At 70.3% G+C, this 18,316-nt stretch carries 17 protein-coding genes and 2 pseudogenes; 10 read left to right on the top strand and 9 right to left on the bottom strand.

What is annotated here, in order from left to right; all coding sequences use genetic code 11:
• Positions 1–42: 42 nt before the first annotated feature.
• On the bottom strand, positions 43–681 hold the full coding sequence (locus tag QQY66_RS43890) for a helix-turn-helix domain-containing protein (RefSeq protein ID WP_301986035.1): 639 nt from the start codon (positions 679–681) through the stop codon (positions 43–45).
• 180 nt (positions 682–861) lie between these two features.
• On the opposite strand from QQY66_RS43890, the pseudogene QQY66_RS43885 reads away from it, so the two are divergent.
• Positions 862–1,065, top strand: a pseudogene (locus QQY66_RS43885) (response regulator transcription factor); the annotation flags it as partial.
• A gap of 6 nt (positions 1,066–1,071) precedes the next feature.
• On the opposite strand, the gene QQY66_RS43880 reads toward QQY66_RS43885, so the two are convergent.
• Positions 1,072–2,487, bottom strand: a complete 1,416-nt coding sequence (locus tag QQY66_RS43880) for a cytochrome P450 (RefSeq protein ID WP_301986034.1) — start codon at positions 2,485–2,487, stop codon at positions 1,072–1,074.
• A gap of 260 nt (positions 2,488–2,747) precedes the next feature.
• On the opposite strand from QQY66_RS43880, the gene QQY66_RS43875 reads away from it, so the two are divergent.
• The 4 genes from QQY66_RS43875 to QQY66_RS43860 all read left to right on the top strand — a co-directional run bounded on the left by QQY66_RS43875 (position 2,748) and on the right by QQY66_RS43860 (position 6,790).
• The gene (locus QQY66_RS43875) at positions 2,748–3,590 is read left to right on the top strand and encodes an SAM-dependent methyltransferase (protein ID WP_301986033.1); all 843 of its coding nucleotides are present in this window, start codon (positions 2,748–2,750) and stop codon (positions 3,588–3,590) included.
• A 133-nt stretch (positions 3,591–3,723) separates the two neighbouring features.
• Positions 3,724–5,109, top strand: a complete 1,386-nt coding sequence (locus QQY66_RS43870; protein ID WP_301986032.1) for a glutamine synthetase family protein — start codon at positions 3,724–3,726, stop codon at positions 5,107–5,109.
• Position 5,110: 1 nt separating this feature from the next.
• Complete coding sequence (locus QQY66_RS43865; protein WP_301986031.1) at positions 5,111–6,238, top strand: amidohydrolase family protein; 1,128 nt, start codon at positions 5,111–5,113, stop codon at positions 6,236–6,238.
• A gap of 15 nt (positions 6,239–6,253) precedes the next feature.
• Entirely contained in the window at positions 6,254–6,790 is a 537-nt protein-coding gene (locus tag QQY66_RS43860; protein ID WP_301986030.1) for an NUDIX hydrolase family protein, read from the top strand.
• A 224-nt stretch (positions 6,791–7,014) separates the two neighbouring features.
• Here the strand turns inward: QQY66_RS43860 and QQY66_RS43855 are convergent, their stop codons facing one another.
• Positions 7,015–7,815 (bottom strand): DUF899 domain-containing protein, encoded by an 801-nt coding sequence (locus QQY66_RS43855; protein ID WP_301986029.1) that lies wholly within the window; start codon positions 7,813–7,815, stop codon positions 7,015–7,017.
• Between the two features lie 148 nt (positions 7,816–7,963).
• Between QQY66_RS43855 and QQY66_RS43850 the strand changes: the two genes are divergently transcribed.
• Together QQY66_RS43850 and katG are read left to right on the top strand one after the other, a co-directional pair.
• Positions 7,964–8,401, top strand: a complete 438-nt coding sequence (locus tag QQY66_RS43850; protein ID WP_301986027.1) for a Fur family transcriptional regulator — start codon at positions 7,964–7,966, stop codon at positions 8,399–8,401.
• Positions 8,402–8,435: 34 nt separating this feature from the next.
• Positions 8,436–10,652, top strand: a complete 2,217-nt coding sequence (gene katG, locus QQY66_RS43845) for a catalase/peroxidase HPI (protein WP_301986026.1) — start codon at positions 8,436–8,438, stop codon at positions 10,650–10,652.
• Between the two features lie 67 nt (positions 10,653–10,719).
• On the opposite strand, the gene QQY66_RS43840 is transcribed toward katG, so the two are convergent.
• From QQY66_RS43840 to QQY66_RS43830, 3 genes are all read right to left on the bottom strand, one after another.
• Complete coding sequence (locus QQY66_RS43840; RefSeq protein WP_301986025.1) at positions 10,720–12,537, bottom strand: ABC transporter ATP-binding protein; 1,818 nt, start codon at positions 12,535–12,537, stop codon at positions 10,720–10,722.
• 148 nt (positions 12,538–12,685) lie between these two features.
• Complete coding sequence (locus tag QQY66_RS43835; protein ID WP_301986023.1) at positions 12,686–13,846, bottom strand: FAD-dependent monooxygenase; 1,161 nt, start codon at positions 13,844–13,846, stop codon at positions 12,686–12,688.
• A 130-nt stretch (positions 13,847–13,976) separates the two neighbouring features.
• Entirely contained in the window at positions 13,977–14,198 is a 222-nt protein-coding gene (locus QQY66_RS43830) for a hypothetical protein (protein WP_301986021.1), read from the bottom strand.
• 82 nt (positions 14,199–14,280) lie between these two features.
• Here QQY66_RS43830 and QQY66_RS43825 point away from each other — a divergent pair, with 82 nt between their 5' ends.
• Positions 14,281–14,574: a hypothetical protein gene (locus QQY66_RS43825; RefSeq protein ID WP_301986020.1), complete on the top strand. Its 294-nt coding sequence runs from the start codon at positions 14,281–14,283 to the stop codon at positions 14,572–14,574.
• 12 nt (positions 14,575–14,586) lie between these two features.
• On the opposite strand, the gene QQY66_RS43820 is transcribed toward QQY66_RS43825, so the two are convergent.
• Entirely contained in the window at positions 14,587–15,567 is a 981-nt protein-coding gene (locus QQY66_RS43820; RefSeq protein WP_301986019.1) for an alpha/beta hydrolase, read from the bottom strand.
• A gap of 97 nt (positions 15,568–15,664) precedes the next feature.
• Positions 15,665–15,982 carry a putative quinol monooxygenase gene (locus QQY66_RS43815; protein WP_301986018.1) on the bottom strand — a complete coding sequence of 106 codons (318 nt, stop codon included), beginning with the start codon at positions 15,980–15,982 and terminating at the stop codon, positions 15,665–15,667.
• Positions 15,983–16,126: 144 nt separating this feature from the next.
• Here QQY66_RS43815 and QQY66_RS43810 point away from each other — a divergent pair, with 144 nt between their 5' ends.
• Together QQY66_RS43810 and QQY66_RS43805 are read left to right on the top strand one after the other, a co-directional pair.
• Positions 16,127–17,032, top strand: coding sequence for an AraC family transcriptional regulator (locus QQY66_RS43810; protein ID WP_301986016.1), 906 nt, complete (start codon positions 16,127–16,129; stop codon positions 17,030–17,032).
• Between the two features lie 156 nt (positions 17,033–17,188).
• Positions 17,189–17,938 (top strand): SDR family oxidoreductase, encoded by a 750-nt coding sequence (locus QQY66_RS43805; RefSeq protein ID WP_301986015.1) that lies wholly within the window; start codon positions 17,189–17,191, stop codon positions 17,936–17,938.
• 204 nt (positions 17,939–18,142) lie between these two features.
• Here QQY66_RS43805 and QQY66_RS43800 read toward each other — a convergent pair.
• Positions 18,143–18,268, bottom strand: a pseudogene (locus QQY66_RS43800) (alpha/beta hydrolase); the annotation flags it as partial.
• Between the last annotated feature and the right edge of the window lie 48 nt (positions 18,269–18,316).

Genomic DNA, 18,316 nt, shown 5'->3' with positions numbered 1-18,316 from the left:
GACCACCCCCGATTCGGAGTGAACGACCACCCGCCGGAAGTGTCAAGTGTTACTGAACACACACCATACGCCGACGGCTGGTTCCTCTCCATCGTTGCGGTAGCGGTGCGGTGTCGTCGACTCGAAGCAGACCGCGTCGCCGGGGCGCAGGGGGTACTCGTCGAAACCGAGGGTGAGGACGAGTTCACCCGAGGTGAGAAAGCCGTACTCGGTGCCCGTGTGCCGCATCAGACCGCCGGAGCTGGAGGAGGAGCCACCGGGCCGGTAGGTCACCAGCAGGAAGTCGACATCCGTACCCGGCACATGGCCAAGACGCTCCCAGACGACCCCCGAGTCCAGCTCCAGCGTCTCCCGCTCACCCGGCGTGACCAGCGGGCCGATGCGCCGGCCAGGGTCGGCGGCGAAGGCGGCGAGGGCGTGCAGGACGGTGCCGGGGGCGGCGCCCGCCGCGATCCGCGGCACGGACTCCTGCGCCTCGAAGAGGGACTCGACGGAGATGCCGAGCGCTGTCGTGATCGCGTACAGCGTGCTGACGGACGGCTGGCTCTTGCCCGTCTCGATCTGTGACACCAGGCTCGCCGAGACCCCGATCTCCCGGGCCAGCGACCGCAGACTCATCCCGCGGTCCAGACGCATTTGCCGGATACGCGCGCTGACGGGCGGAGCGGCTGCTGGTGACACTGAGGGCTCCTCTCCCGGTGGCGTGTGTGCAGGTTCATTGAACAGCCGCGGGTGGGAGTGACGCCAGGGCGGTCTGCCGTAGGGCCTTCATACCGATCACGGTGGGGCGTGCGCCCGCGGCAGGGGATCGGCCGATCGGCCCAGGGGGCGGTCGCCCCGCCCCGCGCCGCGCCGCTGCCGGAACCCCTCACCGACCGCGAGCTCGACGTGGTCCGCCTGGTCGCCCTGGGCCGCGCCAACGCCGAGATCGCCGCCGAACTGTATGTGTCCCTGTCCACGGTCAAGACCCACCTGTCCAGCATCCAGCTCAAGCTGAACGCTCGGAACCGGGTGGAGATCGCCGTCTGGGCCTGGCAGAGCGGGCAGGTGCAGCCCGGCTCGTGACCGGCGTCAGCCGCCCGGGCGGATCAGCCCCGTCAGGTACCGCCACAGCGACGACCGCCGACGGGTGGCCTGGTCCGGTACGTCCGCCTCGGGCGCCGCGGCCTCCGGAGTCACCGCCGCCGGCACATAACGCGGCGGTGCCTGCTCAGCGAGTTCGTAGCGCACGGGCAGCGAGCGCAGCCCTCGCATGAACGGCGAGGAGCGCCATGGCAGTTGGTCGACCGGCAGCGCCAGCTCCAGGTGGGCGAAGCGTTCGAAGACGCGGCTCACGCCCGCCGCCGCGATCGTCGACGCCAGCTCACGGGCCGGGCACTGGCGCGGGCCCGCTCCCCAGGACAGATGCGCGCGGCTGCTGATGGTGGAGGAGCCCGGTGCCGTCTGTCCGGCGAACACGGGGTCGGCGTGCGCGGCGGCGGAGGAGACCCACACGGGGTCACCGGCGTGGATGGTGTAGTTCCCGAGCCGGGTGTCCGCGGCCGCGAACCTCGGCACGAAGTTGACCAGCGGCGGCTTGCGCATGACCACCCGGTTCATGGTCTCCCGGATCATCCCTGCGGACAGGACGGCGCGCACTCCTCCCTCGCGTTCTCCGGAGATCACCTCGACGACGGTGTTGGAGATGAGGATGCCGACGTGGTCGGAGGTCATGCCGAGCAGCATGAACAGCTCGCGGGCGAGCTCGTCGACCGAGAGGTCCGGGTCGGCGGCCAGCAGCAGGGAGGGGAAGTCGTCGCCCCGTTGCTCCCGCTTGGCGGCGGCCAGTTCGGTGAGCGTCCGCAGCAGCCGGGCCAGGGCGGGTTCGGCGTCCGGGCCCGCGTCCAGCACCCGCCACATGTCCATCAGGGCGTCGTCGCCCTGCGAGCCGGGGAAGCCGAGCAGATGACTCGCCGCCATCAGCGGCAGCGGGCGGGAGAACTGCGCCGACAGGTCGGCCAGGCCCGTGCCGCCGCCCTGTCCGAGCAGGGTGATCAGCTCGTCGGCGTAGGTCGTGACGGCCGCCTTCAGCCGCTTGGCCTGCGGTTGGCGCGGGTCCTGGAACGGCCGCAGGGCGCCGTCCCAGGCGCTGCGCAGCCGGCGGTGCCCCGAGCCGCCCTGGATCAGCACGTGGTTGACCTCGAGGGAGGGCGCCAGCGGCCAGTCCGCGGGCACCCGGCCCTCCGACCGGGCCCGCCAGTTCTCCAGGCCCTTCGGCCAGCCGGCGTCGTCGTGCAGCACCTGGAGCGACTCGCGGTAGCCCAGCACCAGCCATGCGGGCACGCCCAGCAGGTCGACCGGGGCGACCGGGCCGTGGCGTTCGCGCAGCCGTTCGTAGACGAGCGCGGGCCGGGTCTCGTAGTCCCGTGTCAGCAGGGGTTCCGGGGCCAGGGCTTCCAGCCGTGCACCGCCCCGCGCCGGCTCCTCCTCGACCAGATGGAATTCCATGATGCTGCCGCCCCCTTCGACACCGCCTGTAGCGGTCTGCAGCCTGTGAGTGGTTGCGGATCGCAGGGGACCCTACCTCAGGCGCCGCACGCGTCACACGGCCGGGGTACTCACCGGTAGCAAGATGCCTCGGGGGCGAGCTCGGCCGATCTCCCTCTCCGGCCATGCCACGCGCTCTTCTGCTGAGGCCGTTTCCGGGACATGCTGATCATCGGACGGCACAATGGCGGCGACGGCCGCGGGCGCGCGAAGGAGCAGAGTTGAGCGAGAGCCACACCCCGCCGGGCGGGTCGCCGAGGCTGAACACCGCAGTGGCGCACAACGCGCGCGTGTGGAACTACTGGATCGGCGGCAAGGACAACTACGAGGTCGACCAGCAGGTCGGCGAGCACGTGGCGACCATGTTCCCGGTGATCCGGGACATCGCCCGCGCGGACCGTGAATTCCTCGGCCGTGCCGTGCGGTTCCTCGCCGGTGAGCGTGGAGTACGGCAGTTCCTCGACATCGGCACCGGGCTGCCGACGGCCGAGAACACCCATGAGATCGCCCAGCGCATCGCGCCCGAGGCACGGATCGTGTACGTCGACAACGACCCGATCGTGCTCGCCCATGCCCGCACACTGCTGACCGGCACCCCCGAGGGCGTCACCGACTACATCGACGCGGACGTGCACGACCCGGACGCGATCCTGGAACGCGCCGCGCGGAACCTCGACTTCACCCGTCCCGTCGCCGTGATGATGCTGGGCATCCTCAACTTCGTGCTGGACACCGACAAGGCGCGGCACATCGTGAGCCGCGTCATGGAGGCCGTCCCCTCCGGCAGCTTCCTGGTCCTGACGCACCCCACCTTCGACGCGGACCTGGGCGGCGAGGGCCAGATCCCGGCGATGAAGTTCTGGAACGAGAACGCCACCCCGCCGATCACGGCCCGCAGCCGCGCAGACATAGCCGCCTTCCTGGACGGACTGGAACTGCTCGACCCGGGCATGGTGCCGTGCTCCCAGTGGCGCGCAGGGCCCGGCCTGCCCGCCGCGGTACCGCAGTTCGGCGCGGTGGCCGTGAAACCCCTGCCCCAAGACCGGTCTAGCGAAGTTCGGTAGCGCCCCGAAGGGGCGCGGGGCTGTATCAATATGCGGCTCCGCCGCGTGGGCGCGACCAGCCACAACCGGACCCGCACGTGACGCACCGGCCTTCAGCGGAGCGTTTAGCCGCCGAGTCCGCCGAGGAGGACGTATGACCACCCTTGCCGACCCCGTCCCCGGAGGGCGTCCCGGGGATGTCGAACGGGCCACCGCGCTGAGCGGTGAGCTGTCCGGCCGGGGTGTGCACGGCGTCGTCCTGGCCTACGTCGACACGGCGGGCATCGGGCGGGTGAAGGCAGTCCCCACCGCCAAGCTCGCCTCCGCGGCGGCCTGGGGCGTCGGCATGTCGCCGGTCTTCGACACGTTCCTGGCCGACGACTCCATCGTCTCCACCGACGTCCTCGGCTCGCCCGACGGCGATCTGCGTCTCTACCCCGACCTGGACCAACTGGTCGCCCTGGCCGGACAGCCCGGCTGGGCGTGGGCGCCGGTCGACCGGATCACCCAGGACGGCGAGCGGCATCCCGCATGCAGCCGCACCTTCCTGCGCCGGATCGTCGCCGACGCGGCCGAGCGGCACGGCATCACCTTCCGGGCGGCGGTCGAGATCGAGTGGGCGGTGGGCCGGGGGCCCACGGCGGACGGGGAGTTCGTGCCCGCGGTGTCCGGTCCGGCGTACGGGGCGGTCCGGCAGGTGGAGTTGAGCGACTACACGGCCGACCTGCTGGCGGCGTGCGCGGCGCAGGGCGTGGACGTCGAGCAGCTCCATCCCGAGTACGCGGCAGGGCAGTTCGAGATCTCGGTGGGCGCGCTCGACCCGGTGGCGGCGGCCGACCGCAGTGTGCTGGTGCGGCAGACCGTCCGGGCGGTGGCGCAGCGCCACGGGCTGGTCGTCTCCTTCGCCCCGGCCGTGTCCGCGCAGGGCGTCGGCAACGGCGGCCACATCCACCTCTCCGGCTGGCGCGACGGCGCGAACCTGCACTCCGGCGGCGCGGGCCGGTACGGCATGACGGCCGAGGCGGAGTCCTTCGCGGCCGGGATCCTCACCCACCTGCCCGCCCTCACGGCCGTCACCGCCCCGAGCCCGGCGAGCCATCTGCGGCTCAAACCCTCCCAGTGGGCCGGGGTGTTCACCACCTGGGGCCACGAGACCCGCGAGGCGGCGGTACGCGTCGTCACCGGTACGGCAGGCCTGCGCGACCAGGCGGCGAACCTCGAGGTCAAGCCGGTCGACCTGGCCGCCAACCCGTATCTCGCCCTCGGCTGCCTGATCGCGGCCGGACTGGACGGAGTGACGTCGTCGGCGCCCCTGCCCGAGGAGATCACCGGCGACCCGGCACGCCTGGGCGAGGCGGTGCGCCGGCTGCCCACCTCGCTGGCGGAGTCGGTCGAGGAGTTCCGCGAGGACGAACGGCTGCGCACCGCCCTGGGCCCGGTCCTCGCCGACGCGGTGACCGCCGTACGCCTCGGGGAGATCGCGGCCGTCGCCGGACTGGACGACGAGCGGATCGCGGCGGCGTACCGCTGGAAGTACTGACATGGGCGCCGTCCAGGACGAGTTGGCCGCGCTGCCCCTGTTCGACCATCACTGCCACGGCGTCACCACGGCCGATCTCGATCGCGAGAGCTTCGAGTCCCTGCTCACCGAAGGCGACACCTGGCCGGGCATCTCGACATTCGACACACCCGTCGGCACGGCCGTCCGCCGCCACTGCGCTCCCCTCCTCGACCTGCCCCGGCACGCACCCGCCGACGCGTACCTGGCCCGGCGCACGGAGCTGGGCGCGTGCGACGTGAACCGCCGCTTCCTCACGGCCGCGCGGACGGAGGTGTTCTGTGTCGACACCGGCTACACCCCGGCCCGGCTGACCACTCCGGCGGAGCTGGCGGAGGCGGCGGACGCGGACGCCTTCGAGGTCGTACGACTGGAATCCGTCGCTGAGGCGGTCGCGGCCGAGGGGGTGGAACCGGACGAGTACGCGCGCATGTTCCGAGCGGCGGCGGAGTCGGCGGTACGACGTCCGGGCGTGGTGGCCGTGAAGTCTGTCGCCGCCTATCGCACCGGCTTCGACCTGAATCCGGCCCGCCCCACGGACGCGGAGGTCACCGAGGCGGCCCGTCAATGGCTCGGCGCAGGTGGCCGACTCGCGCACCCCGCTCTCGTACGGCATCTGCTGTGGACTGCCGTGGAGCTGGGGCTGCCGCTCCAACTGCACACGGGCTTCGGCGACGACGACATCCGTCTGCATCGGGCGGACCCTGCCCTCCTGACCGACTGGCTGCACCTGACGAAGGGCACGATCCCCGTCCTCCTGCTGCACTGCTGGCCGTACCAGCGGCAGGCCGCCTATCTGGCCGCGGTGTTCGAGCAGGTGTACCTCGATGTGGGGCTGACCCTGCACCACGTCGGGCCGGTCCGGGCCCGGGCGGTCCTGGAGGAGGCCCTGGAAATCACTCCGTACCGCAAGCTGCTGTACAGCTCCGACGCCTATGGTCTGGCCGAGTTCTACCTGCTCGGCGCGGTGGCCTTCCGGCAGGGGCTGGCCGGGCTGCTGCAGGACCGGGTGGACGCCGACGAGCTGAGTCTGCCGGACGCGCTGCGTGCCGCCCGTTGGGCCGGGCGGGACAACGCCCGCCGGGTCTACCGGTTTTCCGCCAACTCCTGAAAGTATGATCAAGCAATGTCTGACATGACCGAAACCACGCCCGGTTGGCTGTCCGCCGATGAGCTCGAGATGGCGCGCGCCCGCATGCCGATCCTGTACGTCGAGGCCGTGCCCGTGCGCGTCGACGACAGCGGCGAAGTCAGCAGCATCGGCCTGCTGCTGCGCATCGGACCCGACGGAACGGTCAGCCGGTCGCTGGTCTCCGGCCGTGTCCTGCACCACGAGCGGGTCCGGGACGCCCTTCTGCGCCACCTGGAGAAGGACCTCGGCCCGGTGGCGCTGCCCCGCGTCCCGACGTCCCTCCAGCCCTTCACGGTCGCCGAGTACTTCCCCACCCAGGGCATCACGCCCTACCACGACCCCCGTCAGCACGCGGTGTCCCTCGCCTACGTCGTCCCGGTCACCGGCGACTGCCGCCCCCGCCAGGACGCCCTCGACCTCGTCTGGTTCAGCCCCCAGGAGGCCCTGTCACCGGCAGTGCAGAACGACATGCCGGGCGGGCAGGGGGTCCTCCTGAAGCAGGCACTGGCACATGTGGGCTGCGTGAGCTGAGCGGTCGTGTCCGTCGTCATCGTCGGCGCGGGGGTGGTGCGTGCGGCGCGCGCCGCCGGAATTGCCGCGATGGGCCGTTGGCTGTCTGCGGGCTCGTCGTGGCTGGTCGCGCCCACGCGGCGGAGCCGCAAATCGATACAGCCCCGCGCCCCTTCGGGGCGCGCCCACAGTCGGGCGCCTGGTCGCGGGGGGACTGGCGCCGGGACCTCGATCACCACGGTGAGTCAGACGTCGTACTCGTCCGGGAGCCGCATCGCCGGGCCCCCGACCTCCAGGCCGAGTGGGACCGCGCGGCCCTTCGGCTCCTCCCAGGGTTCCTGGCGGCCGAGCGGGGTGAGGTCGAGGTAGTTGTCGCAGTTGTGGAACTCCTCGATGCCGCGGCCGAAGGTGGAGTAGGTGTGGAAGACCTCGTCGTCGACGCGGAGGAACGCGCTGATGCCCGGATAGTCGCCCCGCCAGCTCGCCTCCCACGGCATTCCCACGGCGGCGAGCTCGGCCTCGGTGCGGTAGCCGAGCAGCACCGGCGCCACGCGCTCGTCGAGGGTGGTGTGGAAGTCGTAGTTGAAGTCGCTGCCCGCCGAGGAGTACCAGGGGAACGTCCAGCCCATCCGGTCGCGGTACGCGGCGATCTTGGCGTACGGCGCCCTGGACACCGCGACCAGCGTGGTGTTCCGGACGTGCAGCTGACGCAGCCGGGCGGGGATCTGGTCGGCGGCGGAGGAGCAGCTGGAGCAGCCGTGGTCACGGGGGTGCTCCGTGCCGTCGGCGTCGATGTCGTAGATCCACATGAAGTGATGCATGACCAGCTGCGGCCGGCCCTCGAACAGGTCGAGCAGGCCGACCGTCCCGTCCGGGCCCTCGAAGGTGTACGGCTTGTCGACGCGGACCATCGGCAGTCGCCGGCGGTCGGCGTTGAGCCGGTCGCGCGCCCTGGTCAGCTCCTTCTCCTCGGCCAGCAGCGTCTTGCGGGCGGCCAGCCACTCCTCGCGGGACACCACTTCGGGCAGGTTTCCGGTCGTCGTCATCGCGGCTCTCCTCACTGTTGTCGTGCCGGGTCTCCCGCCCCATGCTTGTCCCTCGCGAGCCCGTCCACCACCGTGCCCCGACACGACACGAAATTAGAATCAGTCGTTTTCTTGAATCGTTCGTGTTCTTGAGGATAGGTTCTGCGGCATGACCGCATCCGAGACTCCGACCACGGCCGAGGAGCTGCGCGGTGCCGGCCTGCGGGTGACGGCGGCCCGTGCCGCGCTGCTCGAGACCGTCCGGCACGGCGACCATCTCGGTGTCGAGGCGATCGCCTCCGGAGTCCGTGACCGCGTCGGCCATGTCTCCCTTCAAGCCGTGTACGAGGGCCTCCACGCACTGACCGGGGCGGGCCTCATCCGGCGTATCGAACCGGCCGGCAGCCCGGCCCGGTACGAGGGACGTGTCGGGGACAACCACCACCACGTCATCTGCCGGTCGTGCGGTGCCGTCGCCGACGTCGACTGTGCGATGGGCGAGGCACCGTGCCTGACCGCGTCCGACGACCACGGCTTCTCGATCGACGAGGCCGAGGTCATCTACTGGGGCCAGTGCCCCGACTGTTCCACCCCACGCAGTTCCTGAGCACCGAAGATCCAGCAAGTCCGGAAGGATTCCCATGGCTGAGAACCCTGATGCAATCGTCACCGACCCCAAGGCGGAGGGCGTAGGTGGCTGCCCGGTCGCGCACCAGCGCGCGGCGCACCCGACTCAGGGCGGCGGCAACCGCCAGTGGTGGCCGGACCGGCTCAATCTGAAGATCCTGGCCAAGAACCCCGCCGTGGCGAACCCGCTCGGCGAGGAGTTCGACTACGCCGAGGCCTTCCAGAGCCTCGACCTCGCGGCCGTGAAGCGGGACATCGCCGAGGTGCTCACGACCTCGCAGGACTGGTGGCCGGCGGACTTCGGCAACTACGGCCCGCTGATGATCCGTATGGCCTGGCACAGCGCCGGCACCTACCGCATCAGCGACGGCCGCGGCGGCGCCGGTGCCGGCCAGCAGCGCTTCGCCCCGCTCAACAGCTGGCCGGACAACGGCAACCTGGACAAGGCCCGCCGTCTGCTGTGGCCGGTCAAGAAGAAGTACGGCCAGTCCATCTCCTGGGCCGACCTCATGATCCTCACCGGCAATGTCGCCCTGGAGCAGATGGGCTTCAAGACCTTCGGCTTCGCCGGCGGCCGTGAGGACGTCTGGGAGCCGGAGGAGGACGTCTACTGGGGTCCCGAGACCACCTGGCTCGACGACCAGCGCTACACCGGCGACCGTGAGCTGGAGAACCCGCTCGGCGCGGTCCAGATGGGCCTGATCTACGTCAACCCGGAGGGCCCGAACGGCAACCCGGACCCGATCGCCGCGGCCCGCGACATCCGCGAGACGTTCCGCCGCATGGCGATGAACGACGAGGAGACCGTCGCCCTCATCGCCGGTGGTCACACCTTCGGCAAGACCCACGGCGCCGGCCCGGCCGACCACGTCGGCAACGACCCCGAGGCCGCCTCCATGGAGGAGCAGGGCCTGGGCTGGAGGAGCACCTACGGCACGGGCAAGGGCGGCGACGCCATCACCTCCGGCCTGGAGGTCACCTGGACCACCAAGCCCACCCAGTGGAGCAACGACTTCTTCAGCATCCTCTTCGGCTACGAGTGGGAGCTGTCCGAGTCCCCGGCCGGCGCCAAGCAGTGGGTGGCCAAGGACGCCGAAGCGATCATCCCCGACGCGCACGACCCGTCGAAGAAGCGTCTGCCCACGATGCTCACCACGGACCTCTCGCTGCGCTTCGACCCGGTCTACGAGCAGATCTCGCGCCGCTTCCACGAGAACCCCGACCAGTTCGCGGACGCCTTCGCCCGCGCCTGGTACAAGCTGACCCACCGCGACATGGGCCCGAAGTCGCTGTACCTCGGCCCGGAGGTCCCGCAGGAGACGCTGCTGTGGCAGGACCCGCTGCCGCAGGCGGAGGGTGAGGTCATCGACGCCGCCGGCATCGCGGCGCTCAAGGCCAAGCTCCTCGACTCGGGCCTGTCGGTCTCCGAGCTGGTCTCCACCGCGTGGGGGTCGGCCTCGACCTACCGCGGCAGCGACAAGCGCGGCGGCGCCAACGGCGCGCGTATCCGCCTGGAGCCGCAGCGCACGTGGGAGGCGAACGACCCCGACCAGCTCGCGACGGTGCTGCGCACCCTCGAGTCGATCCAGGGTGAGTTCAACTCCGGCGCCAAGAAGGTCTCCCTGGCCGACCTGATCGTCCTCGGCGGCTGCGCCGGCGTCGAGAAGGCCACCAAGGACGCGGGCTTCGACATCGAGGTGCCCTTCACGCCGGGCCGTGTCGACGCGACCGAGGAGCACACCGACGCGGAGTCGTTCGCCGCGCTGGAGCCGACCTCGGACGGGTTCCGCAACTACCTCGGCAAGGGCAGCCGCCTCCCCGCCGAGTACCTGCTGCTGGACCGGGCGAACCTGCTGACCCTGAGCGCCCCCGAGATGACGGCCCTCGTCGGTGGCCTCCGTGTCCTGGGTGCGAACAGCCAGCAGTCGAAGCACGGCGTCCTCACCGAGACCCCGGGCGTCCTGACGAACGACTTCTTCGTCAACCTGCTCGACCTGGGCACGACGTGGAAGTCGACCTCCGAGGACCAGACCACGTTCGAGGGCAGCGACGCCGCCACGGGCGAGGTCAAGTGGACCGGCACCCGTGCCAACCTGGTCTTCGGCTCCAACTCGGAGCTGCGTGCGCTCGCCGAGGTCTACGCGAGCGACGACGCGAAGGAGAAGTTCGTCAAGGACTTCGTCGCGGCGTGGGACAAGGTCATGAACCTGGACCGGTTCGACCTCGTCTGAGCCTTCTGATCACGATGTCCAGGGCTGCCCGCGTGGCCGCCCTGGACATCGTGCTTTTCCGCTGCGCTCAGGGGCTCGTGCTGTAGTCAGGGGCGGTGTCGTCGAGGAAGCCGCCCGACTGGTGCTGCCACAGCTTCGCGTACGTCCCGTCCGACGCGAGCAGTTCCTGGTGCGTGCCCTGCTCGACGATCCGTCCGCGGTCGAGGACGACGAGCTGGTCCATGGTGGCGACCGTGCTCAGCCTGTGGGCCACCACCAGCGCCGTCCGCCCCTCCATGAGCCGCCACAGCGCTTCCTGCACGAGGATCTCGCTCTCGGAGTCCAGGGCGCTGGTCGCCTCGTCGAGCAGCAGGATCGGCGCGTCGCGCAGGATCGCCCGGGCGAGAGCGACCCGCTGGCGCTGTCCGCCGGACAGCTTGATCCCGCGCTCGCCCACCAGGGTGTCGAAGCCGTGCGGCAGGGCGTCGGCGAACTCCGTGACATGCGCCGCCTGAGCCGCCCGCCGGATCTCGGCCTCGGTGGCGTCCGGCCGGGCGAACGCGATGTTGTCCCGCAGGGTGCGGTGGAACATCGCCGGGTCCTGCGGCACGTAGGCCATCAGACCGCGCAGGTCGGCCTGGCGCAGCCGGCTGATGTCCTGTCCCCCGACCAGGATCCGGCCGGCGTCGATGTCGGTCATCCGCAGCAGCAGCCGGGTGAGTGTGGTCTTGCCGCCTCCGGAACGGCCGACGAGCCCGATCTTCGTCCCGCTGGGCACGGCCAGGTCGAGGCGCTCGAAGAGCGGCTCCGCTCCCGCGTGGGCGAAGGTCACCCGCTCGAAGCGGACGTCGGCGGCGCCGGGCCGCACCGGCTCGGGAGCCACCGGGTCGAGTACGGTCGGCCGTACCAGCAGCAGTTCGGTGAACTGCGCGGCCTCCGTCATCGAGCTCTCCAGACGGCGGTAGATCTGGTTGAACTCGAACATGATCCGCGTCGCGTTCGTGTAGTACGTGAAGGCGACCACGACCGCCTCCACGCCGTGCGTGCCCCCGGCGAGGGCGACCGCGACCAGCAGGCCGAGTGCGTTGGTCAGTACGGACATCGGCGCCACCAGCGTGTCGATGCGCAGATTGCCGTAGTCCCAGGACCGCAGTGTGAGCCGGCGCGACCGGGCGACCCGGGACCGGTGCTCGGCGGCCTCGTGTTCCTCGGCGGCGAACGCCCGGACGGTGTCCATGTTCATCAGGCTGTCGGCGACATGGCCCGACACCCGGGCGATCGCCTCCTCGCGCTGGTCGACGAGCGCCTGCCGACGGCGGATGAGCGGCAGCACGCACAGCGCCGTCAACGCGATCATCGCCAGCAGCCCGAGGACGAGCAGGGGTTCGTAGCGCCACAGCACGACCGCCCCGAACAGCAGCGGCACGAAGCTGCCCACCACCTGGAACGTCAGCGTGTCGATGAAATCCTCGAAGCGCGAGGCGAAGCTCAGGACCCGCTTGGTCAGCGCCCCGGCGAAGTTGTCGTGGAAGAACGCGGCGTCCTTGGCGAACAGCTCGTCCATGCCGATCACGTACAACTGCTCGATGCTGCGGGCGGAAACGCGGTTCAGACAGTGCAGGCCGATGCGCCAGAGCGTCTCCGCGAGCAGCAGGACCCCGGCGAAGCCGAGGACGTACGGCAGTGTCCAGCCGAGCGAGACATCGGTGTCGCCGGCGATACGGCCGACCAGCTTCGCGACGACCAGCGGCGCGAGGTAGCCGATGCCGATGTTGCCCAGCGCCGGCAGCAGCATCGCGGGCAGCGTCAGCCATCGCAGCCGGGACAACTCCCGTCCGTAGTAACGAAGGGCGAGCAGCACCGAGCCCTTGGCCCGGCGTAACTCACCCGATTCAGGCGATCCCATCTCAACCCCGTGGTGTCATACGGCAGCCCGCCGTGTGCTCGGTCAGGAGGTGCCCTTGCCTCGATGTCCGCGCCACTACGGACAGGGCAGAAGCCGTAGTGTCCCGCGGGCGGACGGGCCGAGTCCAAGCGTTTTCCCGTGGGATGGCTCAGACGTCGACGCCCCACGCGACCGCATGAGGACCGAACCTGTTCTCGGCCGCGTACGCCACCCAGCGGGCGTTCCGCGCCTCGGCCTCGGGGCCGTCCGGCAGGTGATAGTCCCGGCCCGCACGAGCGGAACCGGCCTGCACGCCCGTGGCGGTCGTGAGCCGCCGCCGCACATACCGGTCGAGCGCTTCGGGCACCTCGGCCGGCGTCGCCTCCGCGAGGACGTCGCCCAGCACGGCCGCGTCCATGATCGCCTGTGCCGCGCCCTGGGCAAGGAACGGCACCATCGCATGGGCGCTGTCGCCCAGCAACGTCACCCGCCCAAGGCTCCATCTCTCCAGCGGGACACGGGTGTAGATGCCGTACCGGAAGACCTGACCCGCGCGTTCGAGGACGCTGAGCAGCCGGGGGTCCCACCCGTCGAAGGTGCGCAGTTGCTCTCCCGGCTCCGCCTGCGCGGTCCACGACTCCTGCGCGGGCGCCTGAGTGTCGAACACGCCCACGACGTTGAGCAGTTGGCCGGGACGCACCCAGTAGTGGACTAAGTGCCGGCCCGGTCCGAACCAGCCGGCGTACTCCGGCAGGTCCAGATCGGCCACCTTGTCGGCCGGGAGCAGCGCCCGGTAGGCGGCGGTCCCGGAGAAGACCGCCTCGTCCTTGCCGAAGAGCCACTGCCGTGCCGGGGACCGCACCCCGTCCGCGGCCACGACCAGGTCCGCGGCCAGACGCTCACCGCTCCCGGTCGTCACATACGCGGCGGTGTCGTCCTGATCGATCCCCACGACCACGGTGTCCAGGCGTACGCACTCGGCCGGCACCGCGTCCGCCAGCGCCTGGTGCAGATCGGCCCGATGGATCTGCAGATAGGGCGCCCCGAACTCCTTCTCGGCCTCCGGCCCGATCGGAAAGCGGCAGATCTCGGCCCCGTCGGACCAGGTCCGGAAACTCACGTACGGAGGCCGGACCGCCTGCGCGGCGACCGCGTCGAGCAGGCCCAGCCGGCGCAGCACCCGCGTCGCGTTGGGCGCCAGCTGGATCCCGGCACCGATCTCGGTGAACCGCGGCGTCTGCTCGATGAGTGTGACCTCGCAGCCGGCCCTGCGCAGGCTCAGCGTCGCGGCCAGTCCCCCGATGCCCGCCCCCACGACGATCGCTTTCATCCCCCGACCTCACTTCGCCGGACCCTGCGCCACGTCGGCTCGGGCAGGATAGCGAACGGGACTTCGCTGACGTACGACGCGTTTCGGGCACACTGCGGGCTGGTTCACGACCCCGAATCCGACGCCCGGCTCAGCGGTGGTGGGCCTCCGGTTCGGCGATCGACGTGAAGGTCTGTGATCCACCGCTGCCTCCGGTGACGAGCGCCCCGTCACCGCTGGTGGTGTCGAAGCCGAAGACGTAGGTGCGGTTGGTGCCGGCGGCCGGCGGCGTCGGGTACGACGGTGTCACGCTCAGGGTGATCAACAGGGTGGCGATGCGGTCGACGACGACGGCTTGAGGGCCGTGTGTCACGGCGAGCCACGGGTACTCGTAGTACCGAAGTGCCCTTGAGGCCCTTTCACGCTCCTTTCAGCTCCTTTAGGAGATGACTCGGATGCTGTTCATCGGACTGCTCCTCCTCGCGGGCGCCGCTGCGTTCACCGGGCTCGCAATCGGCGACAACCTGTCCGGCGGCCCTGAGTACACCGTGTCCGTCCTCGGCAACGACATCGCGACCATGAACACCCTGGCCGTCTTCTGCTCCGGCCTCGCGCTGGCGCTGATCTTCTGCGTGGGCCTGGCCATGGCGATACGCGCGACAGCACACCGACGCGCCAGGAGCCCCCGCGCCCACCGGCCCCGGTTCACCGGAACGGACACCGCGGCCGGACCGCACCCTCAGCACTGACGAGGGGCCCCATCAGCCGACGCCCCCGCTCTCGCGAGGCAGGGACAAGAGCCGGGCGAGCCAGTCGGTGCGGGTGCGGCGGGCTGTGGCCGAGATCCGTGCCCGCGGGAACAGCGCGTCGAAGCCGTGGAAGCCGCCCGCCCAGACGTGCAGTTCGGCCTGGCCACCGGCCGCCCAGATACGGGTGGCGTAGTCGGTGTCCTCGTCGCGGAAGACCTCGGCGGAGCCGGTGTCGATGTAGGTGGTCGGCAGGCCCGAGAGGTCGGCCAGGGCAGGTGAGACGTACGCGGGTATCTCCTCGTCGGTGAGGTCGCCGAGGACGGCGTGCCATCCGAACGCGTTCATCTCGCCGGTCCAGACACCGGGAACGCCGGAGTACTGGCGGCTGGAGATGGTGGCGTTGCGGTGGTCGAGCATGGGGCAGATCAGCATCTGCGCGGCGATCGCCGGGGTGCCGAGATCGCGGGCCAGCAGGGTGACGCCGGCGGCGAGCCCGCCGCCCGCGCTGGCGCCCGCGACGACGATCCGGGCGGCGTCGATGCCCAGTTCGTCGGCGTGCTCGGCGATCCAGAGCAGGCCCTGATAGCAGTCGTCGACCAGGGTGGTGCCGGTGGCCTCCGGTGCGAGCCGGTAGTCGACGGTGACCACGACCGCACCGAACCGGTCGAGCCACTCCAGCGGGATGTCGATCTGTGAGAACCGGTCGCCCATGACCATCCCGCCTCCGTGGATCCAGTAGATGCAGGGTGCGGCGGGGGTGGTGCGATCGGTCTGCGCGGGGCTGAGGACTGACAGGCCGATCTGGGCGCCGTCCTTGGCGGACACGGTGATCTCGCGCCGCTCGACCTGCCGGTGTGCGAGAAGGGACTCGACGGGCGACGTGGGGAGCTGGCGCAGTTGGGCGAGGACTTCCGCGTTGAGCTGGGACATCAGAGGCATGTCGGCGAGGAGTTCACGCAGTTCGGGGTCGAGGGCGGGTCGTGCCGTGGTCATGGTTGCTGCCTTTCGCAAGGTGGTGCCGGTGGGCCGGGTGAGAAAGGGGCCGCCTCGGCAGGTGCCGAGACAGCACGCCGGGTTCGACCCGAGGGCTTCAGAAAGCGGCCTTGCCACGGACCGGGACGTAGTCGGTGTACTCGGATTCCTTGGCCAACAGCCCGTCGATCCGCGCCACGATGGCCTGGGCGGCCTCGCCGGCGAAGATCCGGTGGTGGTCCTCCTCACTGGTCCAGCCCTCGGTGACGTGGACGACGTCGGGGTCGGACGCGGAACGGGAGACCAGGTAGACGACGCAGTGTTCGCTCGCGCCGGGGCTGCCCTCGTTCAGGCCGGTCAGCAGCAGGTCGACCAGCCGGTCGCCCATTCCGGGCCTGGCGGTCAGGGTGGCGTTGAAGCCAAAGGCGGCGATCATGGATGCCTTCTTCTCGGTGAGGGAGTGAAGTGATTCCATTGAACGCGTCTGACCTGCGAAAATGTTAGAACGATACTCGCTGGTGCTTGCACGATCCTCGCAGCCACGGGAGAGCGGACGCAGGGATGGTGCTGCAATGGAGGCATGCGTCTCGAAGAACTCCGCACCCTGCTGGCCCGGCATGCCCGCCCCGACTGGACCACCGCCATCGACGGCGTCCTCATCTCGAAGGTCGACCGGTCCGATCCCCCGGCGCCCTCCATGTCCGGCACGGTGCTCGCGGTCATCGCCCAGGGCGCCAAACGCCTCGCGCTGGGCGACCGGGTCTACGAATACGGCGCCGGGCAGTATCTGGTCGCATCCGTCGACCTGCCCGTCACGGGGCAGTTCACCCAGGTCGAACCCGAGCGACCGGCCCTCGGCTTCGGTCTCACGCTGGAGCCGTCCGCCGTGGCCGAACTGCTGCTGCAGGCCGGTCCCGGCGACATCCCCCGCGCCGACTCAGGCGTGCCGTCGGGCATTGCCGTCAGCGACGCGTCAGCGGCGCTGCTCGACGCGGTGGTCCGGCTGCTGCGCCTGCTCGACGAACCTCGCGACCGCGCCGTACTGGCCCCGCTGGTCAAGCGGGAGATCCTGTGGCGCCTGATCACCAGCGAGCAGGGGGCGACGGTTCGCCAGCTGGGCCTGGCCGACAGCGGCCTCAGCCATGTCTCCCGGGCCGTGCGGTGGATCCGCGAGCACTACGCGCAGCCCTTCCGGGTCGAGGACGTGGCACGCATGTCCGGCATGAGCGTCTCCGCCTTCTACCGCAACTTCCAGGCGGTCACCGCGATGAGCCCCATCCAGTTCCAGAAGCAGATCCGGCTGCAGGAGGCCAGGCTGCTGCTCGCCACCCACCCGGGTGATGTCACCGGCGTCGGCCGGCGCGTCGGCTATGACAACCCCTCACAGTTCAGCCGGGAGTACCGCCGCCAGTTCGGGGCGCCCCCGAGCCAGGACGCGGCCCGCCTGCGCGACACCGCACGCAGCCCCGTGAGCGTCCTTCCCTGAGCCGGCTGTGCGATGGAAGAGGATCGTGCAAGGCAGAGCGAGGATAGGTCTACTATTTCAGCAGTTCAGAGCGATTCAATGGGATCACCGATTCTCCAGCGGAGCAGGAAAATGCCTGTCGCTCCGCGGATCCCACCTCATCGCAAGGGGCACAGCATGAAGACCGTTCTGATCACTGGCACGTCGTCCGGCTACGGGCGGGAGACCGCCCTCCACTTCCACGCGCAGGGGTGGAACGTCATCGCCACGATGCGCACCCCGCGTCCGGACGTCCTCCCCGAGTCGGACCGGCTCCGCATCGTCGGACTCGACGTGACCGAGCCCGAATCCATCACCGCCGCGTTCGAGGCGGCGGGGCCCATCGACGCCCTGGTCAACAACGCGGGCATCCCGTCGATCAGCGTGTTCGAGGGCACCCCAATGGCCCGCGTACGGGAGGTCTTCGAGACCAACACCTTCGGTGTGATGGCGACAACGCAGGCGGTGCTGCCCCAGTTCCGGGAGCGCGGTTCCGGCGCGGTGGTCAACGTGACCTCCAGCGTGGTGCTGGGACACATGCCGCTCTCGGCCGTCTACAAGGCGAGCAAGATGGCCATCGAGGGGTTCACCTCGTCCCTCGCGCTCGAACTCGCGCCGTTCGGTGTGCAGGCGAAGACGGTCGAGCCGGGCGCCTGCCTGACAACGAACTTCGCAGCCAACGCGACGAACGGCGCCTCGCTGGACGAACTGGTCCCTGCGCCCTACGCGGCGTTCGCGAAGAAGGCCATGGACGGCTTCATGGGCCAGGACGTCTTCACCGAGGAGAGCGACGTCTCCGAGACGGTCTGGCGAGCCGTGCACGACACGACCGGCCAGCTCCGCTTCCCGGCCGGCCCCGACGCGGTCTGGCTCGCCCAGGCGAAGTGACCGACCGGCGGGCAACGAGGGTGCAATTGGGCGCCTGGCGTATTCAGTTGAGCAGGCCATCGATCAAAAACGCTCAAGTCACCCGTTTCTCTGCGGTCAGGGCTCCGTGGGCTTCTAGAGTGCTCCGCGATTCGGTCCCATGACGTGCAAGGACTAACGGGGAGCGCAGATGTGGGAACAGGTGGACGCGGAAGTGGCGCGACTGGCCGTCAGGATCAGCGGGGCCGGTGCGGCGGATTCCGGCGTCCACAGGGTGCCGGGGATCTCGCCGAGGGTGAATTCGCGTTCGAGGACGCCGTCGTCCAGACGCTGTTCGGAAGTGAATCGCATGGTCGTGCCTTTCGGGAGTGCTCTTGAACGGCGCTCCCGGACGACCTC

It is taken from the genome of Streptomyces sp. DG2A-72 (assembly GCF_030499575.1).
Lineage (GTDB): Bacteria > Actinomycetota > Actinomycetes > Streptomycetales > Streptomycetaceae > Streptomyces.
This window is presented reverse-complemented; position numbering and strand designations above follow the sequence as displayed.

Coding starts and splice junctions, on each gene's coding strand:
- QQY66_RS43810 (WP_301986016.1), top strand. CDS start 16,127: ATGCGTCTCGAAGAACTCCGCACCCTGCTGGCCCGGCATGCCCGCCCC.
- QQY66_RS43815 (WP_301986018.1), bottom strand. CDS start 15,982: ATGATCGCCGCCTTTGGCTTCAACGCCACCCTGACCGCCAGGCCCGGA.
- QQY66_RS43870 (WP_301986032.1), top strand. CDS start 3,724: ATGACCACCCTTGCCGACCCCGTCCCCGGAGGGCGTCCCGGGGATGTC.
- QQY66_RS43835 (WP_301986023.1), bottom strand. CDS start 13,846: ATGAAAGCGATCGTCGTGGGGGCGGGCATCGGGGGACTGGCCGCGACG.
- QQY66_RS43840 (WP_301986025.1), bottom strand. CDS start 12,537: ATGGGATCGCCTGAATCGGGTGAGTTACGCCGGGCCAAGGGCTCGGTG.
- QQY66_RS43855 (WP_301986029.1), bottom strand. CDS start 7,815: ATGACGACGACCGGAAACCTGCCCGAAGTGGTGTCCCGCGAGGAGTGG.
- QQY66_RS43850 (WP_301986027.1), top strand. CDS start 7,964: ATGACCGCATCCGAGACTCCGACCACGGCCGAGGAGCTGCGCGGTGCC.
- QQY66_RS43820 (WP_301986019.1), bottom strand. CDS start 15,567: ATGACCACGGCACGACCCGCCCTCGACCCCGAACTGCGTGAACTCCTC.
- QQY66_RS43880 (WP_301986034.1), bottom strand. CDS start 2,487: ATGGAATTCCATCTGGTCGAGGAGGAGCCGGCGCGGGGCGGTGCACGG.
- QQY66_RS43865 (WP_301986031.1), top strand. CDS start 5,111: ATGGGCGCCGTCCAGGACGAGTTGGCCGCGCTGCCCCTGTTCGACCAT.
- QQY66_RS43860 (WP_301986030.1), top strand. CDS start 6,254: ATGTCTGACATGACCGAAACCACGCCCGGTTGGCTGTCCGCCGATGAG.
- katG (WP_301986026.1), top strand. CDS start 8,436: ATGGCTGAGAACCCTGATGCAATCGTCACCGACCCCAAGGCGGAGGGC.
- QQY66_RS43805 (WP_301986015.1), top strand. CDS start 17,189: ATGAAGACCGTTCTGATCACTGGCACGTCGTCCGGCTACGGGCGGGAG.
- QQY66_RS43825 (WP_301986020.1), top strand. CDS start 14,281: ATGCTGTTCATCGGACTGCTCCTCCTCGCGGGCGCCGCTGCGTTCACC.